We start from the raw sequence: 26,036 nt of genomic DNA on the forward strand, positions 1-26,036 counted from the left end.
CACAACTTCTGGCAAGCCGAACCCAGCCCGCGGGCCGGAGCAGGCGGGTTGCCACAACTTGTGGCAAGCCGAACCCAGCCCGCGGCCGGGGCAGGCGGGGGCAGCTCGAGGCCCCGCGGACTCAGCCGGCGCTGTCGGTGCAGCGCGAGTCGCTCTGCACCGTGATCGTGGTGCCGGTGTCGGCCGGGTCGATGGTGACCGCCAGCGGCACGAGATTGCGCCCCACCAGTGTCATCGTGATGCCGCCGCGCTCACCGAAGGTGTCACTGCGCACGGTCCAGCCGAGGGCCTCGAAGTGCTCGCGTGCCGCCTGGGCCCAGGATGTCGGCACGAAGCCGTCGGCCGGCACCATCACCCGCTCGAGCGAGTACTGCTGCTCCGCCGAGCCATCCGGGCATTCCTGAACGACCGGTGTGTCGGTGGTCGACACGGGCGGCGCGGGCAGCGTCGCCGTGAGGTCGTCCATCTGCGCCGTCACCTCCGCGGTGACCCCGTCGAGAGTCGTGGGCGTGGAGGGCCTCGCGGTGGCGATGCCGATCCACACGGCCGCCACGAGCACGACGGCGATGCCGATGGAGATGAGGGTGGCGGGTTTCAGCAGGCCACCCCAGGGCTCGTCCTTCCCCGGCAGCTTCGGGAGCTTGCGTCGCGGAAGCAACCGGAAGTGCTGGAGGGATCCGCCCCGGTCGGATTCCCTCTGGCCGCCCGCGCCCCCGCCGTCGTTCACACCGCTCATCTCAGTGGTCACCCGTTCCGGGCCGTCGCCGCAGCCGTGTCTCCTCGAGGTCGAGCAGCGCCTGCGCCTCCGCGAGCACACGTGACGGGAAGGTGCCCTGCGCCCGCAGCTCGAGCAGCCGTTCGCGCTCCGCCGCCACCACCACGAGCCGCAGCTCGCGGAACAGCTGGTGCGGCTTCTCGTCGGTCGACCGAGAACCGCGCGTGCGCTCCCACGCGGCCTCGGTGCGCAGGAACGACGACTGGCGTACCCGCTCGATGACGTCGGGATCCACCGGATCGGTCTCGGGCGCCTCGGTGGCCCGCTCGTCGAGAGCCTCCATGCCCGCCGAGCTGATGGTCTCGAGCAGCGTCGCCAGTTCGCGCCGGTCTTCGTCGGCGTCGATCCCCTCGACCCGCAGCAGCCGGATGAGCCAGGGCAGCGTTCCGCCCTGGATCACGATGCTCACCACCGCCACCGTGAACGCGATCAGGATGAGCTGCGGTCGATAGGGAGTGTCGTTCGGCAGCGACTGCGCCGCGGCGAGCGTGACCACCCCGCGCATGCCGGCCCAGCCGAGCACGATGCCGCCGCGCCAGTCGATCCTGTCTTGTCGCAGCTGCTCGAGGTCGGCCCGCCGCCGCTCGTAGTCGCGCTCGAGGCGGTCGCGCACCCGTGCCTGCCGGGGGTTCGCGACCGGATGACTTCGGAAGTAGTAGAGCGCGAGCAACGCCCGGTAGGTGCTCTTCTCGTGCCGCCGCTCGCGCCGCGCCAGGCCGTAGACGAGCGGCCCGATCCAGAGATACCGGATGGCCATGAGGGCGAGGGTGGCCACCAGCCCGATGCCGACCGAGGTCCAGACTCCGAGCACGCTCGGGTCGACGTCGTCGATGAGCGTGCGGATCTCGAGACCGATCAGCAGGAACACGCCGTTCTCGAGCAGGAACTGGATGGTGCGCCAGTTGATGCGATCGCTGATCCTCGACTGCGGCGAGAACTTCATCGGACTCGCGTGGCCGGTGTAGAGCCCTGCCACCACGACCGCGAGGATTCCGGATGCCCCCACCGCTTCGGCCGGCATGAACGCCACGAACGGCACCGCCAGTGACAGCGCCGTGTCGAGCACCGAGTCGTTGAGCTTCGAGCGCACGAAGACGGTCACGAATCCGGCGGCCAGGCCGATCAGCACCGCGACCACGACGGCGTAGAAGAAGTCGAGCACGCCGGCCCAGGGCGATGCGAGCGCGCCGGCCGCGGCCGCGACGGCGGAGCGCAGCAGCACCAGGGCCGTGGCGTCGTTGACGAGCCCCTCGCCCTCGAGCAGCGTCAGCAGGCGTGGCGGAAGACCGAGGCGACGGCCGATGGAGGTGGCGGCCACCGCATCCGGAGGGCTGATGATGGCGCCGAGCGCCACCGCCGCCGCGAAGTTCAGATCGGGCAGCATCGTGTAGAGCAGGAATCCGGTGGCGAAGGCGGTGACCACCACGAGCACCACCGAGAGGCTGGCGATCGGGGCCAGATTGCGGCGGAAGTCGACGATCGGCACGCTGATCGCGGCCGCGTACAGGATGGGCGGAAGCAGTCCGTCGAGGATGATCTCGTGCGGAACCTCGATGTCGGGCACACCCGGCAGGTACGACAGACCGACGCCCACCAGCACCAGGATGATGGGAGCGGCCACCCCGAGCTTCTTCGAGAACGCGGCGACACCCACGATCACCGCGACGGCGATCACCCCGTAGATGCCCAGCTCCATCACGCAAGTTTATTCGTGCGACTGGAGCCGGCCGACCCGGAGGCCTCCGGACGGTCAGCCGACGGGTGGGCCCGCCACGAGGGCCACCGTCGTGAGAAGGCCCACGACGACCACGAGGAGTACCACGAACAGCCACGCACGGCGCAGGAAGAAGCGCAGCAGCCGGTCGATCGGATGCGCGTCACGTGGGTCGTCGCCGGCCTCGCGACGCCATCCGCCCTGCAGCATCCGTCGGCGCTCGAGCACCAGGTCGGTGACAACCGTGCCGTACGGCGGCACCGCCGTGAGGGCGGCCACCACGATCGTGAGCCACCGCCAGCGCTGGTTGAGACCCACCACGACACAGCCCACCACGAAGGCGATGAACACCACACCGTGGGCAAGGCCGACGGCGAAGAAGAACGGCACCTCGGCCGAGAAGACGTACCGGGCGACCATGGCGGCGATCAGGGCGCTCCAGGTGACGGCTTCTGCGATGGACAGGACTCGGAACACGGTGCGCGGAGACATCGCGAACCAGCCTAGCGAACCCCTCCTCCGGGTTCCCCGCCCCCTCTGCCTAGACTCGAGGAGTGCTGCTCCTCATCGACCTCGACAACACGCTCGTCGATCGGGCGGCGGCGTTCGCCTCCTGGGCTCAATCCTTCGCCCGCGAGCACAGCGGCCAGGGCTCCGACGAGGCGATCGCCGACTGGATCATCCGTGCCGACCGCAACGGATACACGCCGCGGCCCCAGCTGGCCGGGGCGATCTCGGAACGACTCGGCCTCCCCGGCTCGCAGCCCGCGATCGACGCCCTCGTCGATCGGCTGGTCTACGAACACGTCGAACTCGTCGAGCCCTATCCGGGCATCCGGGATCAGCTCGCGCGGCTCGTCGACGACGGGCACCGCTTCGTGATCGTCAGCAACGGGCCGACGCGGCAGCAGAGCCTCAAGCTCCGCCGCACCGGCGTCGACCACGCCGCGGCGGGCGTCGTGATCTCGGAGCAGTTCGGCGTGAAGAAGCCCGATCTCAGGATCTTCGCGGAAGGCCTGCGCCTCGGCGGTGCCGCCGCATCCGACGCGTGGATGGTGGGCGACGACGTCGCGGCCGACATGGTCGGCGGCCGGGCCGCCGGACTCCGCACCGCCTGGGTCGAGCACGGCCGGCCGTGGCCCGAGCCCTGGCAGCCCACCGTCCGTGCGCCGGACGTCACGGCCGCCCTTCAGGCGATCGTGCGGCTCGACGACGCCGCCGGCTGACGACCCTCCCGGTCCTGGGCGGCGCGCGAGTCCACTCCGCCCCTCCCGAGCAGCTCGGCCGACATCGCCACGGTGCGGTCGCGCAGCGCACGCACCACGGCCGCCACGGCGGGGCGGTCGAGCGAATCGGGGCGGAGCACCATCCAATAGGGCAGCCGCTCGGCGATCGTCTCGGGCAGCACGCGCACGAGATCGGGATGGCGGTCGGCCACGAAGCACGGCAGGAAACCGATGCCCGCACCGGCCCGCGTCGCCTCGACGTGCACGAACACGTTGGTCGACGAGAGCGAGTCGCGCATGGTCGGCACCAGCCGCCGCGGCGCATCCAGGTCGTCGACCTGCAGCATCGAGTCGACGAAGTACACCAGCGGATGCTCCACCAGCTCCTCGAGGCCCGAAGGCACACCGTGCTCCGCGAGGTAGTCCTTCGACGCGTACATGCCGAGAACGTAGTGGCCGAGTTCGAACGCCTCGGCGCGGTGCACCTGCGGGCGGCCCACCACCACCTCGATGTCGAGCCCGGAGCGCTGCTGCAACGCGCGCCGGGTGACGGTGACGAGCTCCACCTGCAGCAGTGGATTCGCCCGCTGCAGCGCCGCCACCGCGGGAGCGGCGATGTAGGCGCTGAAACCATCGGTGGCCGACATCCGCACCACGCCGCTGAGCGCTGCGGATGCCTCGTCCGAGGCCTCGAGCACCGCCACCGCCTGCTCGACACCCTCCGCGGCCCGGGCCGCACGGCGGCCGAGGTCGGTGAGCTCCCAGCCTCCGGCGGCGCGCGCGAGCACACGGCCGCCGAGTGCCGTCTCGAGCGCCGCGATGCGCCGGGCCACCGTGGTGTGGTTGAGGCCGAGCGCCTCCCCCGCGGTCGTGAAACGGCCCCCGCGCGCCACGGCGAGGAGAACCAGGAGATCCTGCGGATCGGTCGACATATCTGCAATTATGCACAGGCGGTGCGCTCGATTGCTCATTGCGAGCGCGGGAATGTGCACGAATACTCGGTGCTGTCAACGACGACGAACGAGGAGCCGCCATGAGCGTGAATGATCGAGTCCGCACCGCGAGCACATCCGGGAGCCCCGGGAGCACAGCAGAGCCGAACGGCGCGAAGGCGCCATCCGGCCTCAAGCGCATCGTCGCCGCCTCCATGGTGGGCACGGTCGTCGAGTGGTACGAGTTCTTCCTCTACGCCACCGCGGCGAGCCTGGTGTTCGGCACCGTGTTCTTCCCGAACGCGGGCAGCCAGCTCGACGGCATCATCGCCGCGTTCCTCACCTATGCGGTGGGCTTCATCGCTCGCCCGCTCGGCGGCATCGTGTTCGGCCAGATCGGTGACCGCTTCGGCCGCAAGCACACCCTGCAGGTGACCATCATCATGATCGGTGTCGCCACCTTCCTCATCGGCTGTCTGCCCGGCTTCGACACCGTCGGCTACTGGGCGCCCGCGCTGCTCGTGGCGCTGCGCTTCATCCAGGGCTTCGCCCTCGGCGGCGAGTGGGGCGGGGCGGTGCTGCTGGTGGCGGAGCAGAGCCCCGACCGGTCGCGCGGCTTCTGGTCGAGCTGGCCGCAGGCGGCGGTGCCGGTGGGCAACCTGCTCGCCACCCTCGTGCTGCTCACGATGTCGACCATCCTGCCGGCCGACCAGTTCCTCGGCTGGGGCTGGCGCGTCGCGTTCTGGCTCTCGGCCGTGATCGTGCTGGTGGGCTACTACATCCGCAAGCACGTCAGCGAGGCGCCGATCTTCCTCGAGGCGCGGGCGAAGGTCGAGGCCGAGAAGGCCGTGAGCTACGGGGTGTTCGAGGTGGTGCGCCGCTACCCCAAGGGCGTTCTGAAGGCGATGGGCCTGCGCTTCGCGGAGAACATCCTCTACTACATCATCGTGAGCTTCTCGATCGTGTATCTCGTGACGGTGCACCAGTACAACACCAGCCAGCTCCTGCTGGCACTGCTCATCGCCCACGCGGTGCATTTCGCCGTCATCCCACAGGTGGGAAGGCTCTGCGACCGCATCGGCCGCAAGCCCGTGTACTTCGCGGGCGCCGTGCTCGGCGCCACCTGGGCGTTCTTCGCCTTCCCGATGTTCGACACCCTGAACCCGGTGCTGATCGTGCTGGCCGTCACCATCGGCCTCTGCTTCCACGCTCTCATGTACGCGGGCCAGCCGGCCATCATGGCCGAACTCTTCCCCACCCGGATGCGCTACTCCGGTGTCTCCCTCGGCTACCAGGTGACGTCGATCGTGGCGGGGTCGCTCGCGCCGATCATCGCCTCCGCGCTGCTGCAGCGCTTCGACTCCTGGATCCCCGTGGCGCTCTACATCGTGGCCGCCTGCGTGGTGACGCTGGTCGCAGTGGTGACGCTGCGCGAGACCCGGGGAGCCTCACTGCGGGCGATCGACGCCGAGGATGCGCGGCGATTCGAGCTGGCTCCCGCCGGCTCCTCCGCTACCGGTTCCACCACCGACCCGTCCGGCGTGCGATCGTGACCGCCCCGGAGCGCTCCCTGACGCTCCGTGGCCGCCGCGCCCTCGTCACCGGGGGTGCGGCCGGCATCGGCGCCGCCGTGGTGCGCGATCTCGCGGCCCGCGGCGCCGATGTCACCGTGGCGGATCGCGATGCCCGCGGGGCGGAGTCCCTCGCGCGGGAGGTGGGCGGCACCCCGTGGAGCATCGATCTCGCCGACTCGGCGGCGCTCTCGGATGCATCGCTCGCAGCCCGACTCGGAGACATCGACATCCTCGTCAACAACGCGGGCATCCAGCACGTCAGCCCCATCGAGGACTTCGATCCGGCGATGTTCCGCACGATCCTCGCCGTGATGGTGGAGGCGCCGTTCCTGCTCGTGCGGGCCGCGCTGCCGGGCATGTACGCGCGGGGCTTCGGCCGCATCGTGAACGTCTCGTCGGTGCACGGGTTGCGCGCATCCGTGTTCAAGAGCGCCTATGTCACGGCGAAGCACGGTCTCGAGGGGCTGTCGAAGGCCACCGCGCTCGAGGGCGGCGCGCACGGGGTGACGAGCAACTGCGTGAACCCCGGATACGTGCGCACCGCGCTGGTGGAGAAGCAGCTGGCCGATCAGGCGGAGCTGCACGGCATCCCCGAGGAGGAGGTGCTGTCGAAGATCCTGCTCACCGAGAGCGTGATCAAGCGGCTCGTCGAGCCGCGCGAGGTGGCGTCGCTCGTGGGGTGGCTGACGTCGGACGACGCCGCGATGGTCACCGGGGCGAGCTACACGATGGACGGCGGATGGTCGGCGCACTGAGCCGACTCGACCGGTTGCGGGATGGGCGGCTCTGTCTAGGCTGGAAGGGTGGCGGAGAACAAGGATCGGCGTGACTCGCGGCTGAACGTGGCGCGGTATCAGGTGGAGAAGTTCGCGGCCGAGCTCGACCCCGAGGGTGCGGGAGCGTCATCTCGTTCCGCAGACACCGAGGCCGACGCCGGCCAGACCACGATGGATCAGCGCGCGCAGTTCGTGGAGATCCAGATCCAGCAGGCGATGCGCCGCGGCGACTTCGACGACCTTCCGGGCGCGGGTAAACCGCTCACGGGCCTCGGCGGCACCTATGACCCCGACTGGTGGATCCGCCGCAAGATCGAGCGCGAACGCCTCACCGGGCTCGGCCCGCCGGCGCTGACCCTGCGCACCGAGCACGCCGAGCTCGAGCAGCAGCTCGACGCCCTGCCCACCGAGCACGCCGTGCGCGAGCGTCTCACCGACTTCAACCGGCGCGTGGTCGAGGCGCGCCGCCAGCTGCAGGGCGGGCCACCCGTGGTCACCCCGACCCGGGACATCGACACGGAGGTCGAGGCGTGGCGTGCGCGTCGTGACTCCCGCCAGGCGGCGGCGCGCGCCGAACGGGAGCGGGCCGAGGCCGAGCTCGCCGCCCTCCCCTGGCGCGAACGCCGCCGCGCCCGGCGCGCGACCCGCTGACCCGCCCGCACCCACATCGACTTGCCACAACATGTGGCAAGTCGCACTCCGATCCCACAGTTCGCGTCAAGTGGATGGGCGGTCACCCGGAACGGCGCACGACCATTCCACCGCGCTACCGGGATCGGCGAGTCCCGAGCCGGCGGTCGGCTACATGAGCCCCTGGGCCGCCAGCTCCCAGCGCAAGGCTGGGGCGATGTGCTCCGAGTACTCCGGCGTCATGTGCACCGTGTCGTACTTCGTGGGCCGGGTGCCCGCGAACGCCGGGCAGTAGCCCTGGGCGCAGCTGAACGGCAGGGAGCTGATGTAATGGTCGCCGGTTCCGGATGCCGCGAGAGCCGCCGTCGTGGCCGCCTCGAAGTCGGTCCAGGCCTGGTCGACCCCGGTGTTGCAATCCTGGGGGCTCGTCACCGGCGAGTAGCAGGTGCCGAGATCGGCGCCGAGCGGCGGCGGCGCGAGGTACACGATGTGGCCGGGCACCCCGTACTCCGCCGTCTCCGCGACGGTCGACGCCACCAGATCGGTGGCCGAGAGCGGGCGGCCGGTGTCGGTCTGCCCGAGAGCGAACGCGTTCGACACCACCACGAGCTGCGGAGCATCCGCCGCGATCATGGCCGCCACGTCGTTCTTGCGCTGCGGGCAGGAGTCCATCACGCCGGCGCCGCCGTTCTGAACGAGCACGTCGGTGAACCGGCACCCGTACAGGCCGATCGCAGTGACCTTCCAGGCCCCGCCGCTGTTCTCGGCGAGCCATTTGAAGGCCGGCGCGTAGGCGAGCGCCGTCGAGTCGCCCACGAGGTAGAGGTGGTTCGGTGCGTCGCCGCTCCCCCAGGTGCAGCTGCCCTCATCCGGGGTCGCACCGACCTCGAAGCAGGCATTGGCCGGGTTGCGGCTCGAGTTCTGCGCGATGGCGGTGTCCATCGACGGCGAGAGATCGGATGGCCACTCCGTGGCGCCCGCGGCCGCCCAGAGGTCGGCTTGCAGCTGGTCTTCGGGGTTCGTCGCCGAAGGGTCGACCGCCGTGCCGTCGGGCGATCCGCTTCCGCCGAGGATGTCGCCGGCCGCCGGCCCCGAGGGCAGAGCGAGATCGAAGGGACCGCTGCCCCGCACCGAGAGCTGCACGGTGACAGCCACCACCACCACGATCACGATCGCGCCGATCGACGAGAGGATGAACTGGGCCCCGAACCGGTCGCGCCAGTCCTGCCACTCCTCACGACGCTGTTCACGTCGGGCCTCCCGCACCTGGGCGGCGGCCGACGGATCAGCGGGATCCGCTGATCCGTGCGCATCCGCCGGCCCGCGCCCCCGAGGCTCGAGCCAGGGCGACCGATGCAGGGGCTGCTCGATCAGGTAGTACGTCACGAGGGCGATCGCGAACGCCAGACCGAGGATGACCAGGTTCACCTCGAGTCCGGCCGGCAGCAGCATCAGCACGAACACGAGCACGGGGAAGTGCCAGAGGTAGAGCGAGTACGACAGGCCGCCGATGTAGCTCGTCACCGGGTTCACGATCGGGAACAGATGTCTCTGCGCACCGCCGACGCCCGCCAGGATCACCATGGCCGTCGCGAGCACCGGCAGCGCCGCCCAGGGCCCTGGGAACGGCATGGCGTCGTCGATCAGGAAGAAGGATGCCACGACCCCCACGAGTCCGGCCCACCCGCCGAGCACCCGCAGCGCCAGGGGCAGTCGCGCGAACAACGGCGCACCGACCGCGATCAGCCCTCCGACGCCGAGCTCCCACACCCGGGTGAGCGTGGAGAAGTAGGCGACCGTGGGCGTCGACTCGGTCTGCAGCACGGCGAACGCGAACGAGGCCAGCGAGATCGCGCCGAGCAGAACGCCCACGAGCACCCGGAGACGGATGCGCCGGGCCCGCGCGGCCGCGGCGTCGGCCGCGGCGGCATCCGTTCCCGCTGCGACCGCCCGCGTGCCGCGGAGCACGAGGGCGACCACGATCACCACGATCCACGGCCACACCAGGTAGAACTGCTCCTCCACCGACAGCGACCAGAAGTGCTGCAACGGCGACACCGCATCGGCGGCGTGGAAGTAGTCGGTGCCCTGGGCCGCGAAGTGCCAGTTGACCACGAAGAAGAACGAGTAGACGGCGTCGCCCACGGTGGACCAGAAGCGCGGCTGGTTGAAGAGGAAGTAGGCCCCCACCACGGTCGCCACGAGCACGGTCACGGCGGCGGGCGCGATGCGGCGCATCCGTCGACCGTAGAAGCGGCGCAGCGAGACCGAGCCGTGGGTCTCGCCATCGCGCAGCAGGAGACCGGTGATGAGGAAGCCGGAGATGACGAAGAACACGTCGACCCCCACGAAGCCACCGCTCGGCCAGCCGACCACGTGGCCCAGGATGACGGCCGTGACGGCGAGCGCTCGGAGGCCCTGGATGTCGGCGCGGGTGCGGTTCGGCGACGCCGCCGCACCGTCTGTGGGCGCGGTGGGCGGCGTGGTCTGGGTGATGGTGGTCACGGTGCTCCCCGGGTGTTCAGCGACACGAGCCTACCGGCTCTGAGAGCGCTCTCTGCGCGCGATGGGGCGCGCTCAGCTGGCGGCGCGGAGGGCCTTCCGCGCCCGGGCGGCAGTGGCGAGCGCGGCGCGCGATCGCTCGAGCGAACGCTGATAGAGCACGCCGTACACGAACGAGCTCTCACCCGCGGCTTCCGCACGCGGCGCGATGAGCAGCACGTACTCGCCGAAGAGCCGCGCGTCACGGTGCTCGCCCAGAGCATCCTGCAACCGTTCCGCGGCGTCGCCGAGGAGGCCGGCCGCGACACCGAGCGGCGCATCCGGGGCACCGGTGGCGAACTCGGCGAGGTGCCGCAGCCGACGGGCCGACTTGCGCGACTCGTGCACGGCCGCCTCGGCCCGGGCCGTCACCACCGGGTCGCTGCCGAAGACGGCTGCGGCGCGACTCCGGCTCACCGACAGGCGCTCGGCCTTCCTCGCCGCACGCAGCAGCACCGCCTTCGATTCGCGCCGGGCGGAGTCGGGGGCGCCGCCCGACGGGGTCAGGCCCTCCACCGCGTCGAGCAGCCGAAAATACGGCGCGTTCGACATCCACTCGAGCAGCCGCTCATGCGCTGCATCGTGCTCGGCACGGGTGGCCGCAACCAGCCGATCGCGCGCCGCCGGGTCGTCGACGCCGCGGTCGTCGCGCACCGCGTCGAGCGCCGCCTCCGCCCACTCGGCGCGCACCTCGAGGTCGCGCACCTCGCCGAGGATGCCGCCGAACCGAGCGAGCGACGCCCGCACCTCCTGCAGCGCGCTCGGCGCGAAGAGGTGCTTGTGGCCCGCCAGCACGTTCCGCAGCCGACGAACGGTGGTGCGTTGCCGGTGCACCGCATCGGGCGCATCGGCGCGCACCGCGGGGTCGAGGGCCACGAGCTGTTCGCCCAGATCGCGCAGGCCGGCGAGCACGACGTCGGCGGCATCGGCATCAGCATCGGCGGGAGGAACGGATGCAGCCTTCTTCGTGGCCTTCGATGCCTTGGCGCCCTTCTCCGCACGCTTGGCGCTCTTCTCCGCACCCTTGGCCTCCTCTGCGGCGCCCTTCACGCCCTTCACGCCCTTCGTGCCGTTCGTGCCTTTCTTCGCGGCATTCGCGGATGCGGCGGATGCGGCGGCCTTCGCTCCTACCACCGGTGAGACCTCCGCCCCGGCATCCGTGGATGCGCCCTCCCCCGCACCTCTCGCCGCATCCGGTGTGCGGCCGAGCCCGGTGCGCCCGAGCGCCTGTGCGAGCTTCGAGACACTCGGCGACACCGTGGCCCCGGCCGCGAACAGTCGCTTTTCAACCGCATCGAGCACCGCGGCGCGGCCGTCGGCCGTCGCGGGCGCGCCCGGCCCGAGCTCGGCCTCCCACTCGCGCCACAGTCGCACGCTGCCCTCACGGGAGTCCGTGCCGGTCACCGTGTCGTCGGCGATCTCCACGACGACACGGCCGTCGGCGTCGAGCAGTTCGACGATCGACCGGCTGGTGCGCACGGCGGCGAGCGGCGAGAGCGCCCGGTCGCGCACGTGCACGAGCACGGCGGCGCGAACCGCCGCCGGAACCCCGTCCGCGGAACCAGCATCCTGACCCGGATCTGCCTCGAGCGGCCACTGCAGCTCGGTGCGGCCTTCGACCGCCGGAAGCTTCACGTGCCAGCCCTCGTCGTGGCCGCCCACCCGGCGACGCAGCGCGATCTTCGCGCGCGCCAAGGCGAGGTCGGCCGTGTCGAAGTAGACCGCCTCGAGCACGAAGGGCTCGTGCGCCTCGGCCGCCACGATGTGCACTCCCACGGCGTCACCGACCCCTACCAGGTCGGGCAGGTGCTCGGTGTCGACCGCGTACTTGCGCTCGATCTCGACCTGGGTCGTGTGGGACTCGTCCGGGTGCGTCTGGCTCATACGTCGATCCTCCCCTGTCGGAGGTCGCCCTGCCGCCCCCGGCCGGGAATTCAGGGACGGTCGGCGCGTTCGCCCACGACCCGAGCACAGCGGGAGCACACTGTGAACCGTGTCATCCCCCGTTCTCGTGCTGGTCACCCGCCCGTCGGGCGCGACAGTTCCGTCGAGCGGACCGGGAGCGGATGGCGCGGGCTTCGCCCTCGCCGATCCCGGTCTCCCCCACATCAGCGTGCTCGACCTCGGCGTCACCCGCGGGGACGGGATCTTCGAGAGCGTCTCGGTGATCGCCGGCGTGGCACCCGCCATCGAAGCGCACCTCGACCGGTTCGCCGCCTCCGCGCGAGCGCTCGATCTACCCGATCCCGACCGCACCGTGTGGTCGCGAGCCTTCGAGGCCGCCGTCGCCGCGCATCCGGATGCCTCCACCGGCGCGAATCTGGCCGCCAAACTCGTGTTGACCCGGGGCATCGAGGGAGACGGCCGGCCGACGGGCTGGATCGTGGTGCAGGTGGCGCGTGACTTCACCGCTCAGCGCGAGAACGGCATCCGCGTGGTCACCCTCGACCGCGGGTACCGGCACGACGTCGCCACTACCTCGCCGTGGCTGCTGCAAGGGGCCAAGACGCTCTCCTACGCGCTCAACACCGCCGCCCTCCGCGAAGCGGGCCGGCGCGGTGCCGACGACGTGATCTTCATCAGCTCCGACGGCTTCGTCCTGGAGGCGCCCACCGCGAGCGTGCTGCTGCGCGAGGGCGACCGCTTCAGCACACCGTCGGCGGAACTCGGCATCCTGCCCGGCACCACCCAGCGGCGCGCCTTCGAGTTCTTCTCGGCCGAGGGCTTCGACACGGATGCACCCCGCCTGCGCGCGAGCGAGCTGGCCCGCGCCGACGCGGTGTGGCTGCTCTCGAGCGTGCGTCAGGCCGTGCCGGTGATCGAGCTCGACGGTCGACCGCTCGAGGCGGACTTCGCCCTGACGCGGCGGCTGAACGCCCACCTGGCGACGACGCACTGAGCGACGGGACGGGCAGGGCTCACCCCGCGAGCCGGCGGGCTGGCGTGCTGGCGTGCCACCCGTCTGCCTGCCCCTCAGGCGGTGCGCCCCAGCGCCTCGGCTCCCGCTGTGCGCCCGACGTTGTCTCCGACCCACCGCACCAGCGGCACCAGCAGGTCGGCGAGTTCGCGGCCGAGCGGGGTGAGACTGTAGTCGACCCTCGGCGGCACGGTGCCCGCCGATTCCCGCAGCACGAACCCGTCGCCCTCGAGCGCACGCAGCGTCTGGGCGAGCATCTTCTCGCTGATTCCCTCGATGTAGCGGTGCAGCTCACCCCACCGGCGGGGGCTCTCGGCGAGCGCCGCGAGCACGAGCACACCCCACTTGCTCGTGACGTGGTCGAGCACCACCCGGCTCGGGCAGTTCGAGGAGAACGGGTTGCCGCTCGCGGGTTCCGCGTGGATGGCCTGCCAGATGCTGTCGCTCATCTCCCTAGCTTACCAAAAAGTGGGTACCACTGATTGGGAAGGATAGACACCGGGCGGTGGTTCACCCCTTCGAACGGCCCGCGAGTGCGGGCCACGGAAAGGGATCGCAGATCATGACCATCGTCGTCACCGGAGCAACCGGACACCTCGGCCGCCTCACCATCGACCACCTCCTCGCCCGCGGCGTCGCGGCGTCCGACATCGTCGCCGCCGGCCGCAACACCGAGCGACTGGCCGAGCTGGCCGCGAACGGCGTGCGCACGGCCACGATCGACTTCGACGAGCCGGCCACCCTCGACGCGGCCTTCGCCGGTGCCGACACCGTCGTGCTCGTCTCCTCCAGCGAGCCCGGCCGCCGTGCCCCGCAGCACAGCAACGCCATCGATGCCGCCGTCCGTGCCGGTGTGACGCACTTCGTGTACACGAGCGCTCCGAAGGCGACCACCTCCGCGCTGGTTCTGGCACCCGACCACAAAGCGACCGAAGAGGCCATCGCCGTGTCGGGGCTGCCTGCCACCATCCTGCGCAACAACTGGTACAACGAGAACTACGGCGCCACCTTCGCGCAGGCGGCCGCCTCGGGCGTCTACGCGGCGAGCACCGGCGAGGGCCGGGTCGCGAGCGCGGCCCGCACCGACTACGCCGAGGCGATCGCCGCCGTGGTCACCACCGAGGGCCACATCGGCGCGGTCTACGAGCTCTCCGGCGACACCGCCTGGAACGGCACCGAGTTCGCGGCGGCCGCATCCGACGCCCTCGGCCGTGAGATCGTGTTCCAGCCGCTCACCGCGGACGAGGAGAGCGCCGCCCTCACCGCCGCAGGGCTGGATGCAGGTACCGTCGGTTTCGTCGTGGCCCTCAACCAGAACATCGCCGACGGCACGCTCGCCGAGACCTCGGGCGAGCTGAACCGCCTGATCGGCCACCCCACCACGACTCTGGTCGACTACTTCCGCACCCAGGTCTGACCCGGGAGCGGCGCTGACGCGCCGAACCGCAGAAGAAAACGGCCCTTCATCCACATAATGTCGATGAAGGGCCGTTTTCTTATGTCGTTCCGCGATCAGAGCGCGCGGAGCCTCTCGAGCAACGGGCCGGCGGCCTCGGCCAGGAAGCGGTCCTGGCCCTCGTCACCGACCTGCACCAGCGCGACGTCGGTGAAGCCCGCCTCGAGATACGGCCGCACGCTCTCGGCGATCTCGTCGAGATCGGGGCCGCAGGCGATCGAGCCGGCCACATCGTCCGGGCGCACGAACTGGCTGGCGGCCTCGAACCCCGCGGGCGTGGGCAGGTCGGCGTTCACCGACCAGCCGCCGCCGAACCAGCGGAACTGCTCGTGCGCCTTCGCGATCGCGGCCTCCTTGTCGGGGCCCCAGCAGATCGGGATCTGCCCGATCGAGCGCGCGGCGGCGCCCGACGGCGATGCCGATGCCCAGCCCTTCACGAGAGCGCCATCGGGCTCCACCGCGATGAGGTGGTCGCCGAGCGGCGCGAAACGCGCCACCGACTTCTCACCCGACACGGCGAGACCGATGGGCACGCCACCGTCGGGCACATCCCAGATGCGGGCCGAATCGACGCGGAAGTAGTCGCCCTCCCAGGTCACCAGCTCGCCGGTGTGCAGCTCCCGGATGATCGTCACGGCCTCCTCGAGCATGTCCTGACGGGCCGCGACCGCCGGCCAGCCCTCCCCCACGACATGCTCGTTGAGGTTCTCGCCCGACCCGAGCCCGAGGATGAAGCGGCCCTCGGAGAGGATCTGCAGTGTCGCCGCCTTCTGAGCGACCACGGCGGGGTGGTACCGCACGGTCGGGCAGGTGACGTACGTCGCGAGCTCCACCCGCTCGGTGGCCTGGGCGACGGCGCCGAGCACCGTCCACGCGTAGGGGGCATGGCCCTGCTCGGTGAGCCACGGCGAATAGTGGTCGCTCGACACCTCGAAGTCGAAGCCGGCCTCCTCCGCCGCGACCGCGTAGCGCACCAACTCCTTCGGTCCGCTCTGCTCCGTCATGAGGGTGTAGCCGAATCGCGTCATTGTGGTCTCCCGTCGTCGAACGTCGTCGCTGTCGACGCTGGCACGGGCGACCGGCTCGCGCACGGGGGTTGCGGCGCGAGCGTGGTCGGGCCACGCGCCGGCCCGCTCAGACGAGGGTGGGCTGGCGGGCGAGATCGACGGTGCTGCGGAGCACGGCCGCACCGAGGGTCAGGATGCCGTCACTGAGAGGCTCGCAGCGCATCCCGCCGCGCCCCCGCAACGCCTTGTGCGCACCCGGAGCGAGCACCACGTCCATCCAGGCGCACGGATTCGCCGGCCGGTGGGCCTGGAAGTGCACGGCACCGGCACCGGTGTCGAGCGAGAACTGCGCTCCGCGCAGCCGGTCGACATCCACACCGCGCAGGACGATGTTGCGCCGGGTCGCGGCGGGGTCGAGGGGCTCCTCGGCCTCGAGCACCTCGCGCACGTAGTCCAGCGACTCCTCCGCCATCACCGTCACCGCCGCCGTGCGGTGGGCGTGGTGCCCGAAGTGCCGGTCGCCCACGATGCCGAGGGAGGTGCGCACCTCGACGCGCTCGCGCGACTCCGACTCCCCCACGGGTGCCGGCAGCGGGCCATCGGATGGCCGGCCCTCGTACCGATGCACCGCCGAGACGAGCAGGTGCACGATCTCCACGTCGTAGACGAACTCCATCACTCCAGGCTACGGGGTGTCGTCTCCGTCTGTCGCGAGCAGACGCTGATGGTCGGACTCGGCATGGCGGATGGCCGCGTCGACGTCGTCGAGCTCGAGATCGGCGTTCAGGTAGGCCTCGGAGTGCGGGAGCCGTACGGTCAGGGCGGTGAAGCTCTCGAGGGCGAGCTCCCCCGTGGCCTGGCCGAGTTCGAGCACGTGCCCGCCCAGCTCGCCGGTCTCGTCGACGAAGTGGAAGTGCGGGCCCGCGACGCTGATGCCCTGGAACACCTGCGGTGCCACGAAGCCCAGCAGGGTGCCCGTGACGTCGTGCAGGGTGTTCTCCCGCTGGTCGTGCACCGCCAGGGCGAGCGGGAGGTACGGCTTCGACTGGCGCTTCGCCTCGCGCAGGCTGATCCGCCCGAAGTGCGCCGTGAAGCGCACCGCGTGGAACAGGTTCGGGCTCAGCACGCGCTCCGCGACATCCGTCACCAGCGCGTCGAGTGAGGGCACCGCCTCGAGCAGGTCGCTGCGCTCCGGCACGAATTCGACCACCTCGGCGAACGCGAGGGTGTCGCGGGGCTCGAGCACCGTCATCCGGCCGTCGCCGTGGAAGAGGCGGAACACTCCGTCGAGCACCACGAGTTCGCCGTCCATGTGGTCGCCGCAGCCGAGCCCCAACGAGCCGCGCCGGGCCACCTGGGCCACGCTGAACTCGCCGTCGAAGAGCCCGGCCACCAGCGCGTCGACGATGGAGAACTGCTCGATGACCTTCTCGGAACGGGATCTCGGGCGCATGGTGGCCTCATTCTCGCGCACTCTTCAGCAGAACGCACCAGAGTAGAGATATGTCCTCGCGTCTCGATCGCAATGTCGATCGCCTCCTCAGCATCCATCGACCCGTGGTGCTCGCGCACCTGCGCGGCATCCGCCGCCTGCATCCGGATGCCTCGCCCCAGGAGCTGCTGGTCATCCTGGAGCGGCGTTACGTGGCCGCGGTGACCACCGGCGGTGCCGCCGTGGGCGCCAGCGCGGTGCTGCCGTTCGTCGGCACCGGCATATCGCTCGGGCTGAGCGCCGTGGAGACCGCCGGCTTCCTCGAGACCACCACTCTGTTCGCCCAGTCGGTGACCGAGCTGCACGGCATCGCCGTGACCGACCCCGACCGGTCACGAGCACTCGTGATGACGCTGCTCATGGGCAAGGCGGGCAGCGACCTGCTCAAGCAGATCGCCGGACAGGCCACCGGCGGGTCGACCCGCAACGCCTACTGGGGCCAGGTGGTGACCTCGAGCCTGCCGCAGTTCGTGGTGGGCCCCGTCGCCGACCAGCTCAAGAACCACTTCGTCCGGCGCTTCGCCACGGGTCAGGGGGCCAACATCCTGGGCCGGGCCATCCCGTTCGGAATCGGCGCGGCGATCGGCGGCGTGGGCAACCTCGTGCTCGGGCGCACGGTGATCCAGAGCGCACGCACCGCATTCGGCCCGGCGCCGTTCACCTACCCGGAGGAGCTCGCGATCACCGTGAAGCCGCCCAAGGCCGTGCGCGGGCCGCGCCGAGCGAAGGATGATCGGGAGGTGGAGGCCTCCACGGCGGGGAAGCGGAGGCTTCTCCCCTCACGCCGCAAGGCGATCACCGGCACGACGGAAGCGCCCGGACCATGGGATGCGGGCACCGGCGCGCCCGCCGACATCCGCATCTGAATCACGCCGTTCTGCAACCTGATGGTATCCTGAGGGCTGAGTCGGGGCGTATCAGCTTCCGCACCGGTTGCAGACAGAGGGGGGATCAGGTGAGAGTTCGCATCATCGCCGTCGTCACATCCACTCTCGTGCTGCTCGGTCTCGGCGGGGCCGCGGCGTTCGCGGCGACCTCCCCCGACGGTCAGCCGGTGTCCGAGCCGACGCTCGCACAGACGGGCTATGACTTCACCCCGATGCTCGTCACCGCGGCCGTCTTCCTCCTCATCGCGGGCATCACCGTGATCGTGGCGAAGTACGCCGTGGCGCGCTCGAGCAACAGCTGAGAGCTGCACGTCACCCTCGCGGGTGCGGGCACTCAGTCGCGCTCGTCGAGTTCTGCCACCAGTTCGCGAACGTCGACCGGCTCGTCATGGGCGTGCAGCATCACGTTGCGCCGCCATTCGGCGAGCAGCGTCTCGATCGCGGCGTGGAAGCGACGCGTGGCGGCACCCGGCCTGGTGTCGCCGAAGTAGTGCGACACCCAGCGGCCGAGACGCACACCCGCGGCCGAATCGCGCGAGAGCTGCTCGAGCCGTGACCGCACCTGCGACGCCTCCTCGACGCCCAGCCATTCGCAGTCGGAGAGGTAGCCCGTGGTCTCGATCGGAGCATCCGGATTCACCGGCCGCGTGACGAGCACCGGCTTGCCGGTGGCCAGCCGGTCGTAGACCATGGCCGAGACATCGACGATGGCCACATCGGCGGCGGCGAGCTGCCAGCCCAGTTCGGTGCCCGTGTCGTGCAGGTGGTGCGCCGTGGGGTCGGCGCGGTTCGCCGCCGCGATCTGAGCGATGATCTCGCGGTTGGCTGCCGCGTAGCCCTGGTCGACGGTGCCGCTTCGGGGATGGGGGCGGTAGATGAGACGGTGTGCGGGCGAGGCGAGCAGGTCGCGCACCAGGGCGGTTCCGTGGCTGGCGATCGAGCCGTAGGCGGCTGTGGACCGCTCCCCCTCCCAGGTGGGCGCGTAGAGCACGAGCGAGCGCCCGTCGGCCGGGAACGGCGTGCCGCGAGTGTAGTGGTCGGCCTGCGGCCGGCCGATCGGGATGGCGCGGCGCTCGAGGTCGTAGTCCCACAGCACGCGCTGCAGCCGCGCGATCGCCGCGTCGCCGGCCACCAGGCTGTAGTCGTAGGCCTTGATCTGGTTGGTGGTCATGGAGAGGGTGTCGCTCTCACCGTGGTTGATGAACACGTGCCAGCGGCGCCCGTAGCGCATGAGGTGGAAGTTGCGGGCGTTCTGATTCACGTAGAGCACGATCGGCAGCTCGTGGTCGAGGAGGAACGCCTCGAGATCGGCCACCCGGCTCACATCGGCCACCGGAACGGGGGCCTCGTCGAGCAGGGCGCTCGTGGCATCCGGGGTGCGGCTCAGAATGACGACAGGATGCGTCTTCGCGAGCTCGGCCAGCGGCGCATACCAACGGCGCAGCTGGTAGAGGTTCTCGGCACCATCGGCGAAGTGCACGGCGATCTCGAACCGCCGGCGCGGAAGCGGTGCGCGCGCGGCGAGCTGCCGGTCGAGACGGGTGCGTGCTGAACGAGCGGCGAGCAGAGCGCGCATCGCGCCCCAGCACTGCTTCAGATCGTTCGATGCGGCCACGGCTCAACGCTAGCCAGCGCGCGAACGCCGACCGCGCCGAACAGGGTCTCCTCGGGAGTTCTTTAGGCAATCGTGACCTTCTGAACGCACAGAAGCCGGTGGCCGCGCCGCTGATCTGCGACGACGGGCCACCGGCCTCGTGGGGGATTCCTTACTTCGCGAGCTCGCCCAGCGTCACGTCGACGGTCTTGGAGGAGCCGCCACGGGTGTACGTGAGCTTCGCCTCGCCGCCCGCCGGCTGCGTGCGCACGAGCGCGGTGAGGTCGATCGAGTCGGTGACGGGGAGCCCGTTGAACTCGGTGACCACGTCGCCCGCCTGGAGGCCGGCCTTCTCGGCGGCTCCGCCCGAGGTGACCTCCTGGATGAGGGCACCGGCGGTGGTGCTGCCGGTCTGCGAAGCCGCGTCGCCCACGGTGGCGCCGAGCAGGCCGTGCGTGGCGGTTCCGGTGGCGATGATCTCGTCGGTGACGCGCTTCACCAGGTTCGCGGGGATCGAGAAGCCCACACCGATGTTGCCCGACTGCGAGCTGCTGCTCGAGGAGGAGCCGGCGCTCGCGATCGCCACGTTGATACCGATGAGCTTGCCCTCGTTGTCGAGCAGCGCACCGCCCGAGTTGCCGGGGTTGATGGCCGCGTCGGTCTGGATGACCGAGAGCGAGATCGACGACTGCTGGGTGGTGGGGGTCTGCGTCTGGCTCTCGCCGCCCTGACCCGGGATGTCGAAGTTCCAGAAGTCGTACGGACCCTGGTTGCCGCCGTTGCCGTCGCCGTTGTCGGGCGTGGGGTTCGTCTCGGTGTCGTCGGGCGCGGCCGAGGAGGCCACCGTGATGCTGCGGTTCAGCGCACTGACGATGCCGTTGGTGACGGTGCCGGAGAGACCGAGCGGGGCGCCGATGGCGATCGCGACGTCACCCACGTTGAGGTTCGACGAGTCGCCGAACTCGATGGGCGTGAGGCCCGAGGCATCCGTCAGCTTGATCACGGCGAGGTCGGCGACCGGGTCGGTTCCGACCACGGTGGCCTGGTAGATCTTGCCGTCGTTGCTCTGCACGGTGATGGAGGGGCTGGCCGTGGCGCCGTCGAGGGTGACGACGTGGGTGTTGGTGACCACGTAGCCGTCCGAGCTGAGGATGACGCCCGAACCCGTTCCCGCGGCCTGGTCGCTCGACACCGAGATGGTGACCACCGAAGGCGAGGCCTTGGCGGCGACCGCGGTGATGAGGTTCGCGTTGTCGGGGTTGTTCACCGTGATGCTGGTGGGGCTCGAGGCGCTGGTGGTGCTCGATCCGCCGTTCTGGCTCACGACCCACGCCGTGACACCGGCACCGGATGCGCCACCGATGAGCGCACCGATCGCCAGAGCTGCGACGAGCGCTACCCCGCCGCGACGCTTCTTGGGCGCCTTCGGGGGCTGGTTCGAGTAGGCGCCGGAGGCGGCGTACATCGCGGAGTTGAAGTTCGGGTCGGGCACGGCGCCGTAGGGTGCCGCTGCCGCGGCCGGGGTGCCGAAGGAGCCCTGACCGTAGTTGGCGGTGGGCTGCTGCTGCGCGTAGTAGGGGGTGGTCGGCTGCTGACCGTAGGGCTGCACCGGGGTGGTGGGAGCCGTGGGGTTGTGCTGCGCGGGCTGGGCCGGCACCGGCGTCTGCGCCGACGTGTAGTGCTCGACCGGGGCCTGGGCGGCGGGGGCCTCGGGTGCCGCGATCACGGGCACGATCGGGGGGACGACCGCCGTCGTGTCGTCGTGGTGCGGGTAGGCCGGCGTGGTCGCCGCGGGTGCGGCGCTCTCGGCGGCCGGGGTGGTCTCGGGGGCGGCAGGCGTTTCGCCGTACGCCGCGGAGGCGACGGGCTGCTGTGCCGCGTCGGTCTCGTTCTCGGGCGTGGTGGCCGGAATGCCTTCGGGGTTCTCGGTGCTCTCTGACATCGGTGGTGCTCCTTCCAAGCACTCGCTAGCATCCTCACCCAAGCTGAGGGTTGTCTATGGACCGGCTGTATGCAGACTGCCGCCTGGATATGACTCGGCCATGTGAGCGGCCCTCGGCCGGATCGCCGGATCCGTGCACGGCACTAGATTGGTCTGCGGACCCCGATGAAGGAGGCCACACAGATCGAGGAGACCATGAGCATCAGCGGATCCTGGCAGCGCACCGCACGCGGCGCCGGACTACTCGCGGCCGACGGCAGCATCGCATCCACCATCTTCGCCGAGATGAGCGCGCTGGCCCATTCGACCGGGGCCATCAACCTCGGCCAGGGCTTCCCCGACGAAGACGGGCCGGCCGAGGTGCTCGACGCCGCCCGCCGCGCCATCGCCGACGGCGTGAACCAGTATCCGCCGGGCACCGGCATGCCCGTGTTGCGCGAGGCGATCGCGGCGCACCAGCAGCGCTTCTACGGGCTGCGGGTCGACCCCGACCGGGAGGTGCTCGTCACCGCGGGCGCCACCGAGGCCCTGGCGGCGACCATCCTCGCGCTCGTCGACGAGGGCGACGAGGTCGTGACGCTCGAGCCCTTCTACGACGCCTACGGCGGCGTGATCGCACTCGCCCGAGGAGTGCACACGACGGTGCCGCTCCGCGGACCCGACCTGCTGCCCGACCACGACGAGCTGCGTGCCGCCGTCACGGATCGGACCCGGCTCATCCTGATCAACAACCCGCACAATCCCACGGGAACCGTGCTGCCGACCGAGACGCTCGAGCTCATCGTCGAGCTCGCACATCAGCACGATGCCGTGATCGTCACCGACGAGGTCTACGAGCACCTCACCTTCGACACCCCGCACGTGCCCGTGGCGACTCTGCCGGGCGCCCGCGAGCGCACGGTCACGATCTCCTCGGCCGGCAAGACCTTCAGCACCACGGGCTGGAAGATCGGCTGGATCGTGTCGACCCCGGCACTCGTCACCGCCATCCTGGCCGTGAAGCAGTTCCTCACCTACGTCAACGGAGCGCCGTTCCAGCCGGCGATCGCCGTGGGGCTCGCCCTTCCCGACTCCTACTTCACCGGCATCGCCGCCACTCTGAAGGCCAAGCGGGACCTGCTCGCGCACGGTCTTGTGAAGGCCGGCTTCGGCGTCACCATCCCGCGCGGCACGTACTTCGTGGTGGCGGACGCGGCCCCGCTCGGCTACCGCGACGCCAAGACACTCTGCCGCGAGCTGCCGTCGCTCGCCGGCGTGGTGGGCGTGCCCATCAGCGCCTTCTGCCACGACGAGCTGGCCGCGGAGTACTCGAGCCTCGTGCGCTTCGCCTTCTGCAAGAAGGTCGATGTGCTCGAGCGCGCCTCGGCGCAGCTGGCGCGGCTCGGCCGCTGAGGCGTCGTCGCCGAATCGTATGAGATTCAGGGGCGGCATCGACACTGTGTCGATGCCGCCCCCTTCTCTCATACCGTTCGGATGGTCACGTCGAACCGGCGCAGCGCCAGCGCCGGATTCACGCGGCGTACCTCGTCGATGCGGCGCGGATCGACCCAGGCCACCGCGACGTCTTCGCGTTCGCCGAGCGACGCGATCGTGACGCCCATCGGGTCGACCACGAGGCTCGCGCCGACGCCGATCGGCGGCGTCTGGTCGGCCGCCGCCACGTAGATCGTGTTCTCGAGCGCCCGGGCCGTGACGAGGCTGCGCCAGTGGTGCTCCTTGAGCGGCCCGCGCACCCACTCCGCGGGCACGGCCACGAGGTCGGCGCCGGCGTCGACCAGCCGGCGCGTGACCTCGGGGAAGCGGATGTCGTAGCAGGTCTGCAGACCGATCGTCACGCCCTCGATCGAGAACGTCTCGGGCGCGCCGATCGTGCCGGCCTCGACCCAGTCGCTCTCGCGGGCACCGAACGCGTCGTAGAGATGCAGCTTGCTGTAGCTGGCGATCAGCCCGTCGACCGGCGAGACGGCGACGAGCACGTTGGCGAACTTCGCCGGATCGCCGGCCGTGGCCACGAGACCGGCGATGAGGTGCACGTCGAGATCGGCGGCGATCTCGGTGAGCGCCGTGACGAAGGGGCCGTCGAGGGCCTCGGCGTGCTCCACGAGTGCGGGGCCGAGGGGATCGACGAAGTACGAGGAGTACTCCGGGAAGACCACCAGCGAGGCACCGCGGTCGCGGGCCACCGCAGCGAGGCGCGCGATGGTGTCGATGTTCGCACCGGTGTCGGCACCGGGGGCGAACTGGGCGACGGCCACTCCGAAACCGGGGCCGAGGTTCTCGCCGGGCTCGGCGTCGTCGTGCGGGCTCATGAGACTCTCGCGGCGTGCATCATCCGACTCTACCGGCGCGCCAGCACCAGGCGGGAGTAGCCCGGGATGAGCGCACCCCGTTGGGCCCGCCGCTCCCCGACAGCGAGCGGATGCTGCTGCTCGGCATCCAGCACCGCCCCCAGTACGCGGGTGATCTGCGCCATCGCGAGCGGGGCACCCAGGCAGAAGTGCGCTCCCGCGCCGAACCACAGCTGCTTCAGCGAGGCGGCCGGGTTGGCCACGGGGTCGAACGATCCCGCGGCCCGGTCGGCCAGGAAGGTCGCCAGCACGACCCGGTCGCCCGGATGCACGCGCACCGTGCCGATCGTCGCATCACGCTCGACACTCCTCAGCATCACCGGGGAGGGCGTGGTGACCCGCAGGCCCTCTGCGATGGCCGGGTCGAGCATCCGGCGGTCGGCAGCGACCGCGGCGAGCCAGCCGGTGTCGGCCAGGAGGGCGACCATGCGCGGGAGGTACGAGACGAGGGTCTCGGTGCCGGTGAGCACGAAGGCGCCGACCGCGCCCATGGCCTCGTCCTCGCTCAGGCCGAGTTCGCTCATGCGGCCGGGAACGGTGGTGGCGTCTCCGACGCGGTAGGCGCGCCGGGCATGCCGGGTGAGTTCGTCGAGCACCCGTCGGGCTGCTCGCACCTGGCGCTCCGTGAAGCGCGGACGGGAGAGCCGCACGAAGCCCGTGATGGCGCTGACGCGGGCGAAGAGCTCCTCGCCGATGACGGCACGGTCGAGGCCGACGAGCCGCGAGATGACCCGGCCGGCGTACTCGCGCACCTCGCGCACGAGGTCGACCCGCTCCCCCGCCTGGAGTCGCCGGGTCAGGCCGTCGACGGCATCGCCCAGGGCTTCGTCGGTCAGGGCTGCCACGAACGCGGGCGAGAACAGAGGAGCGAGGCGGCGACGCAGGGCGAGGTGGTCGATGCCCTCCATGTTGAGCAGCACCGACGGGCCGAGAACGGGTGTCCAGAGGTCGGCCGGCGAGCCGGGGCCCGTCTTGCGGAACGCCTCGGTGTCGAGCAGCACCCCGCGGAGGAGGGCCGCATCCGTCACCACCACGCCCACCCGCGGAACCCGCAGCACGGGCCGTCGGATGCTCGCGAGCAGCGGGTAGGCCACCGGATGAGCGGTGCGCTGCACCCGCTCCTCCCAGCGCCGCTCCCCTCCGGCACGCGGCGCCGGCCGCGGCTGCACCGAGGAGCTCACAGCCGCACCACCATCGCGCCGAGGGAGATGCCGCCCGCGAGACCCACGAGGGCCACCAGGCTGCCGGGGCCCACGAGGCCGCGATCCTGGGCCAGCTGCAGCTGGAGCGGGAGGGTGACGGAGGCGAGGTTGCCGTGTTCGGCGATCGTGACGAGGGTGCGGGCGGGGTCGATGCCCAGAACGTCGACGATGGTCTCGTGGTACGCGAGCGCCACCTGGTGGATCGCGATGAAGTCGAGTTCGTCGAGGGTGAAGCCGAGAGCACCGATGGTCTGGTCGACGAGGCCGACACCGAGGTCGGTGAAGGCGCGCTGGAGGGCGGCGCCGTCCATGTCGAAATAGCTGCCGTTCTCGGCATGGGGGTCGACCGACCCGCCGGTGCCGAGCGTACCGATCGCCCAGTGCTCGGAGCGCGCGATGAAGCGGCTGCCGAGGATGCCGGGACCGGGCATCCGCCCGCTCGTGGCGTCGGCCGCCTCGACGCGCTCGAGCACCACTGCCGCCCCCGCATCGCTCATCGTGTATCCCGCGAACGAGCGCTGGAACTGCGCCTGATCGGCGAGCGCCCACCGCACGGCGTGCGACGGCTCCTCACCGCCCGCCACGAGGACGCGGTTGTACTGGCCCGTGGCGATGAGCGCATCCGCCACCTGGAGCGCGTTCAGGATGCTGTTGCAGGCGTTCTTGACGTCCATCACCGGGCAGTCGAGGCCGAGTTTCGCCGCCACGATATGGCTCGTGGCGGGCTCGATCATGTCCTGACTGGCGGAGGCGAAGATGAGCAGGTCGACGGATCCCGGCGACCGCTCGAGAGCCTCGCGTGCCGCCTCGGCGGCGAGGTCGGAGGTCTGCCAGCCGTCGGGCCGTACGTGCACCCTCTGCACGCCGGTGAGCCGCGCGACGAGGCCGGTCGCGAGATGAAGGTGCGGGTTGCCGCAGCGGAGGCGCTGCTCCGTCTCCCCGGCGCTGCGCGTGGTGGGCGGCAGGTAGGTCGCGACGGCGGCGATGCGGGAACGCACGGGAAGGGCTGAAGTCATACGCGTT

General features: G+C 70.9%; 24 protein-coding genes. 9 read left to right on the plus strand and 15 right to left on the minus strand.

Features of this window, described 5'->3' with window-relative positions:
- Nucleotides 1-121: 121 nt before the first annotated feature.
- From EPO52_RS02415 to EPO52_RS02425, 3 genes are read right to left on the minus strand one after another with little or no spacing between them, the layout of a single operon-like run.
- On the minus strand, nt 122-748 hold the full coding sequence (locus EPO52_RS02415; RefSeq protein ID WP_290801383.1) for a hypothetical protein: 627 nt from the start codon (nt 746-748) through the stop codon (nt 122-124).
- Nucleotides 738-2,471 carry a cation:proton antiporter gene (locus tag EPO52_RS02420; RefSeq protein WP_290801386.1) on the minus strand — a complete coding sequence of 578 codons (1,734 nt, stop codon included), beginning with the start codon at nt 2,469-2,471 and terminating at the stop codon, nt 738-740. The genes EPO52_RS02415 and EPO52_RS02420 overlap by 11 nt, the downstream gene beginning before the upstream one ends.
- 54 nt (nt 2,472-2,525) lie before the next feature.
- A complete protein-coding gene (locus EPO52_RS02425) occupies nt 2,526-2,981 on the minus strand; it encodes a DUF3817 domain-containing protein (RefSeq protein ID WP_290801389.1) in 456 nt (151 codons plus the stop codon).
- A gap of 62 nt (nt 2,982-3,043) precedes the next feature.
- On the opposite strand from EPO52_RS02425, the gene EPO52_RS02430 reads away from it, so the two are divergent.
- Nucleotides 3,044-3,715: an HAD family hydrolase gene (locus tag EPO52_RS02430; RefSeq protein ID WP_290801392.1), complete on the plus strand. Its 672-nt coding sequence runs from the start codon at nt 3,044-3,046 to the stop codon at nt 3,713-3,715.
- Here EPO52_RS02430 and EPO52_RS02435 read toward each other — a convergent pair.
- Entirely contained in the window at nt 3,679-4,647 is a 969-nt protein-coding gene (locus EPO52_RS02435; RefSeq protein ID WP_290801395.1) for a LysR family transcriptional regulator, read from the minus strand. The genes EPO52_RS02430 and EPO52_RS02435 overlap by 37 nt on opposite strands.
- Nucleotides 4,648-4,748: 101 nt before the next feature.
- Between EPO52_RS02435 and EPO52_RS02440 the strand changes: the two genes are divergently transcribed.
- The 3 genes from EPO52_RS02440 to EPO52_RS02450 are packed head-to-tail and all read left to right on the plus strand — an operon-like array spanning nt 4,749 to nt 7,648.
- The gene (locus EPO52_RS02440) at nt 4,749-6,200 is read left to right on the plus strand and encodes an MFS transporter (RefSeq protein WP_290801398.1); all 1,452 of its coding nucleotides are present in this window, start codon (nt 4,749-4,751) and stop codon (nt 6,198-6,200) included.
- Nucleotides 6,197-6,976, plus strand: coding sequence for a 3-hydroxybutyrate dehydrogenase (locus EPO52_RS02445; protein WP_290801401.1), 780 nt, complete (start codon nt 6,197-6,199; stop codon nt 6,974-6,976). Before EPO52_RS02440 ends, EPO52_RS02445 begins: the two co-directional genes overlap by 4 nt.
- Before the next feature lie 48 nt (nt 6,977-7,024).
- Nucleotides 7,025-7,648 (plus strand): DUF1992 domain-containing protein, encoded by a 624-nt coding sequence (locus tag EPO52_RS02450; RefSeq protein ID WP_290801404.1) that lies wholly within the window; start codon nt 7,025-7,027, stop codon nt 7,646-7,648.
- 150 nt (nt 7,649-7,798) lie between these two features.
- Here the strand turns inward: EPO52_RS02450 and EPO52_RS02455 are convergent, their stop codons facing one another.
- Nucleotides 7,799-10,132, minus strand: coding sequence for an acyltransferase family protein (locus EPO52_RS02455; RefSeq protein ID WP_290801407.1), 2,334 nt, complete (start codon nt 10,130-10,132; stop codon nt 7,799-7,801).
- Nucleotides 10,133-10,204: 72 nt separating this feature from the next.
- Nucleotides 10,205-12,052, minus strand: coding sequence for a CYTH and CHAD domain-containing protein (locus EPO52_RS02460; protein WP_290801410.1), 1,848 nt, complete (start codon nt 12,050-12,052; stop codon nt 10,205-10,207).
- Between the two features lie 109 nt (nt 12,053-12,161).
- Here EPO52_RS02460 and EPO52_RS02465 point away from each other — a divergent pair, with 109 nt between their 5' ends.
- Nucleotides 12,162-13,067, plus strand: coding sequence for an aminodeoxychorismate lyase (locus EPO52_RS02465; protein WP_290801412.1), 906 nt, complete (start codon nt 12,162-12,164; stop codon nt 13,065-13,067).
- Nucleotides 13,068-13,141: 74 nt separating this feature from the next.
- Here the strand turns inward: EPO52_RS02465 and EPO52_RS02470 are convergent, their stop codons facing one another.
- Entirely contained in the window at nt 13,142-13,534 is a 393-nt protein-coding gene (locus tag EPO52_RS02470) for a helix-turn-helix domain-containing protein (RefSeq protein ID WP_290801415.1), read from the minus strand.
- A gap of 113 nt (nt 13,535-13,647) precedes the next feature.
- On the opposite strand from EPO52_RS02470, the gene EPO52_RS02475 reads away from it, so the two are divergent.
- Nucleotides 13,648-14,502, plus strand: a complete 855-nt coding sequence (locus tag EPO52_RS02475) for an SDR family oxidoreductase (RefSeq protein WP_290801419.1) — start codon at nt 13,648-13,650, stop codon at nt 14,500-14,502.
- A gap of 95 nt (nt 14,503-14,597) precedes the next feature.
- Here the strand turns inward: EPO52_RS02475 and EPO52_RS02480 are convergent, their stop codons facing one another.
- The 3 genes from EPO52_RS02480 to EPO52_RS02490 form a co-directional block, all read right to left on the minus strand.
- Nucleotides 14,598-15,569, minus strand: a complete 972-nt coding sequence (locus EPO52_RS02480) for an LLM class F420-dependent oxidoreductase (RefSeq protein ID WP_290801422.1) — start codon at nt 15,567-15,569, stop codon at nt 14,598-14,600.
- 106 nt (nt 15,570-15,675) lie between these two features.
- Nucleotides 15,676-16,224 (minus strand): MOSC domain-containing protein, encoded by a 549-nt coding sequence (locus EPO52_RS02485; RefSeq protein ID WP_290801423.1) that lies wholly within the window; start codon nt 16,222-16,224, stop codon nt 15,676-15,678.
- A 9-nt stretch (nt 16,225-16,233) separates the two neighbouring features.
- Nucleotides 16,234-17,001, minus strand: coding sequence for an acetolactate decarboxylase (locus EPO52_RS02490; protein ID WP_290801425.1), 768 nt, complete (start codon nt 16,999-17,001; stop codon nt 16,234-16,236).
- A 50-nt stretch (nt 17,002-17,051) separates the two neighbouring features.
- Here EPO52_RS02490 and EPO52_RS02495 point away from each other — a divergent pair, with 50 nt between their 5' ends.
- Both EPO52_RS02495 and EPO52_RS02500 read left to right on the plus strand, forming a co-directional pair.
- The gene (locus EPO52_RS02495; protein ID WP_290801427.1) at nt 17,052-17,906 is read left to right on the plus strand and encodes a hypothetical protein; all 855 of its coding nucleotides are present in this window, start codon (nt 17,052-17,054) and stop codon (nt 17,904-17,906) included.
- Nucleotides 17,907-17,995: 89 nt separating this feature from the next.
- Complete coding sequence (locus tag EPO52_RS02500; protein ID WP_290801429.1) at nt 17,996-18,229, plus strand: hypothetical protein; 234 nt, start codon at nt 17,996-17,998, stop codon at nt 18,227-18,229.
- A 32-nt stretch (nt 18,230-18,261) separates the two neighbouring features.
- Here the strand turns inward: EPO52_RS02500 and EPO52_RS02505 are convergent, their stop codons facing one another.
- Both EPO52_RS02505 and EPO52_RS02510 read right to left on the minus strand, forming a co-directional pair.
- Nucleotides 18,262-19,542 (minus strand): CDP-glycerol glycerophosphotransferase family protein, encoded by a 1,281-nt coding sequence (locus EPO52_RS02505; RefSeq protein WP_290801432.1) that lies wholly within the window; start codon nt 19,540-19,542, stop codon nt 18,262-18,264.
- A gap of 151 nt (nt 19,543-19,693) precedes the next feature.
- Nucleotides 19,694-21,463: a trypsin-like peptidase domain-containing protein gene (locus tag EPO52_RS02510; RefSeq protein WP_290801435.1), complete on the minus strand. Its 1,770-nt coding sequence runs from the start codon at nt 21,461-21,463 to the stop codon at nt 19,694-19,696.
- Nucleotides 21,464-21,658: 195 nt separating this feature from the next.
- Here EPO52_RS02510 and EPO52_RS02515 point away from each other — a divergent pair, with 195 nt between their 5' ends.
- Nucleotides 21,659-22,855, plus strand: coding sequence for a pyridoxal phosphate-dependent aminotransferase (locus EPO52_RS02515; RefSeq protein WP_290801799.1), 1,197 nt, complete (start codon nt 21,659-21,661; stop codon nt 22,853-22,855).
- A 68-nt stretch (nt 22,856-22,923) separates the two neighbouring features.
- Here the strand turns inward: EPO52_RS02515 and EPO52_RS02520 are convergent, their stop codons facing one another.
- Genes EPO52_RS02520 through EPO52_RS02530 form a run of 3 tightly spaced genes read right to left on the minus strand, consistent with a single transcriptional unit; the run spans nt 22,924 to nt 26,029 of the window.
- Nucleotides 22,924-23,772, minus strand: a complete 849-nt coding sequence (locus EPO52_RS02520) for a carbon-nitrogen hydrolase family protein (RefSeq protein WP_290801437.1) — start codon at nt 23,770-23,772, stop codon at nt 22,924-22,926.
- Nucleotides 23,773-23,801: 29 nt separating this feature from the next.
- Nucleotides 23,802-24,992 (minus strand): cytochrome P450, encoded by a 1,191-nt coding sequence (locus tag EPO52_RS02525; protein WP_290801441.1) that lies wholly within the window; start codon nt 24,990-24,992, stop codon nt 23,802-23,804.
- Nucleotides 24,989-26,029 carry a 3-oxoacyl-[acyl-carrier-protein] synthase III C-terminal domain-containing protein gene (locus tag EPO52_RS02530; RefSeq protein WP_290801443.1) on the minus strand — a complete coding sequence of 347 codons (1,041 nt, stop codon included), beginning with the start codon at nt 26,027-26,029 and terminating at the stop codon, nt 24,989-24,991. The genes EPO52_RS02525 and EPO52_RS02530 overlap by 4 nt, the downstream gene beginning before the upstream one ends.
- Nucleotides 26,030-26,036 lie beyond the last annotated feature (7 nt).

The sequence above is a fragment of the Herbiconiux sp. genome (assembly GCF_004297105.1).
In the GTDB taxonomy this organism is placed as follows: Bacteria; Actinomycetota; Actinomycetes; order Actinomycetales; family Microbacteriaceae; genus Herbiconiux.

Excerpts from the sequence above, each read along its gene's own strand:
- EPO52_RS02420 (WP_290801386.1), bottom strand. The coding sequence starts at position 2,471 with ATGGAGCTGGGCATCTACGGGGTGATCGCCGTCGCGGTGATCGTGGGT.
- EPO52_RS02425 (WP_290801389.1), bottom strand. The coding sequence starts at position 2,981 with ATGTCTCCGCGCACCGTGTTCCGAGTCCTGTCCATCGCAGAAGCCGTC.
- EPO52_RS02435 (WP_290801395.1), bottom strand. The coding sequence starts at position 4,647 with ATGTCGACCGATCCGCAGGATCTCCTGGTTCTCCTCGCCGTGGCGCGC.
- EPO52_RS02440 (WP_290801398.1), top strand. The coding sequence starts at position 4,749 with ATGAGCGTGAATGATCGAGTCCGCACCGCGAGCACATCCGGGAGCCCC.
- EPO52_RS02460 (WP_290801410.1), bottom strand. The coding sequence starts at position 12,052 with ATGAGCCAGACGCACCCGGACGAGTCCCACACGACCCAGGTCGAGATC.
- EPO52_RS02470 (WP_290801415.1), bottom strand. The coding sequence starts at position 13,534 with ATGAGCGACAGCATCTGGCAGGCCATCCACGCGGAACCCGCGAGCGGC.
- EPO52_RS02475 (WP_290801419.1), top strand. The coding sequence starts at position 13,648 with ATGACCATCGTCGTCACCGGAGCAACCGGACACCTCGGCCGCCTCACC.
- EPO52_RS02480 (WP_290801422.1), bottom strand. The coding sequence starts at position 15,569 with ATGACGCGATTCGGCTACACCCTCATGACGGAGCAGAGCGGACCGAAG.
- EPO52_RS02485 (WP_290801423.1), bottom strand. The coding sequence starts at position 16,224 with ATGGAGTTCGTCTACGACGTGGAGATCGTGCACCTGCTCGTCTCGGCG.
- EPO52_RS02490 (WP_290801425.1), bottom strand. The coding sequence starts at position 17,001 with ATGCGCCCGAGATCCCGTTCCGAGAAGGTCATCGAGCAGTTCTCCATC.
- EPO52_RS02495 (WP_290801427.1), top strand. The coding sequence starts at position 17,052 with ATGTCCTCGCGTCTCGATCGCAATGTCGATCGCCTCCTCAGCATCCAT.
- EPO52_RS02510 (WP_290801435.1), bottom strand. The coding sequence starts at position 21,463 with ATGTCAGAGAGCACCGAGAACCCCGAAGGCATTCCGGCCACCACGCCC.
- EPO52_RS02515 (WP_290801799.1), top strand. The coding sequence starts at position 21,659 with ATGAGCATCAGCGGATCCTGGCAGCGCACCGCACGCGGCGCCGGACTA.
- EPO52_RS02520 (WP_290801437.1), bottom strand. The coding sequence starts at position 23,772 with ATGAGCCCGCACGACGACGCCGAGCCCGGCGAGAACCTCGGCCCCGGT.
- EPO52_RS02530 (WP_290801443.1), bottom strand. The coding sequence starts at position 26,029 with ATGACTTCAGCCCTTCCCGTGCGTTCCCGCATCGCCGCCGTCGCGACC.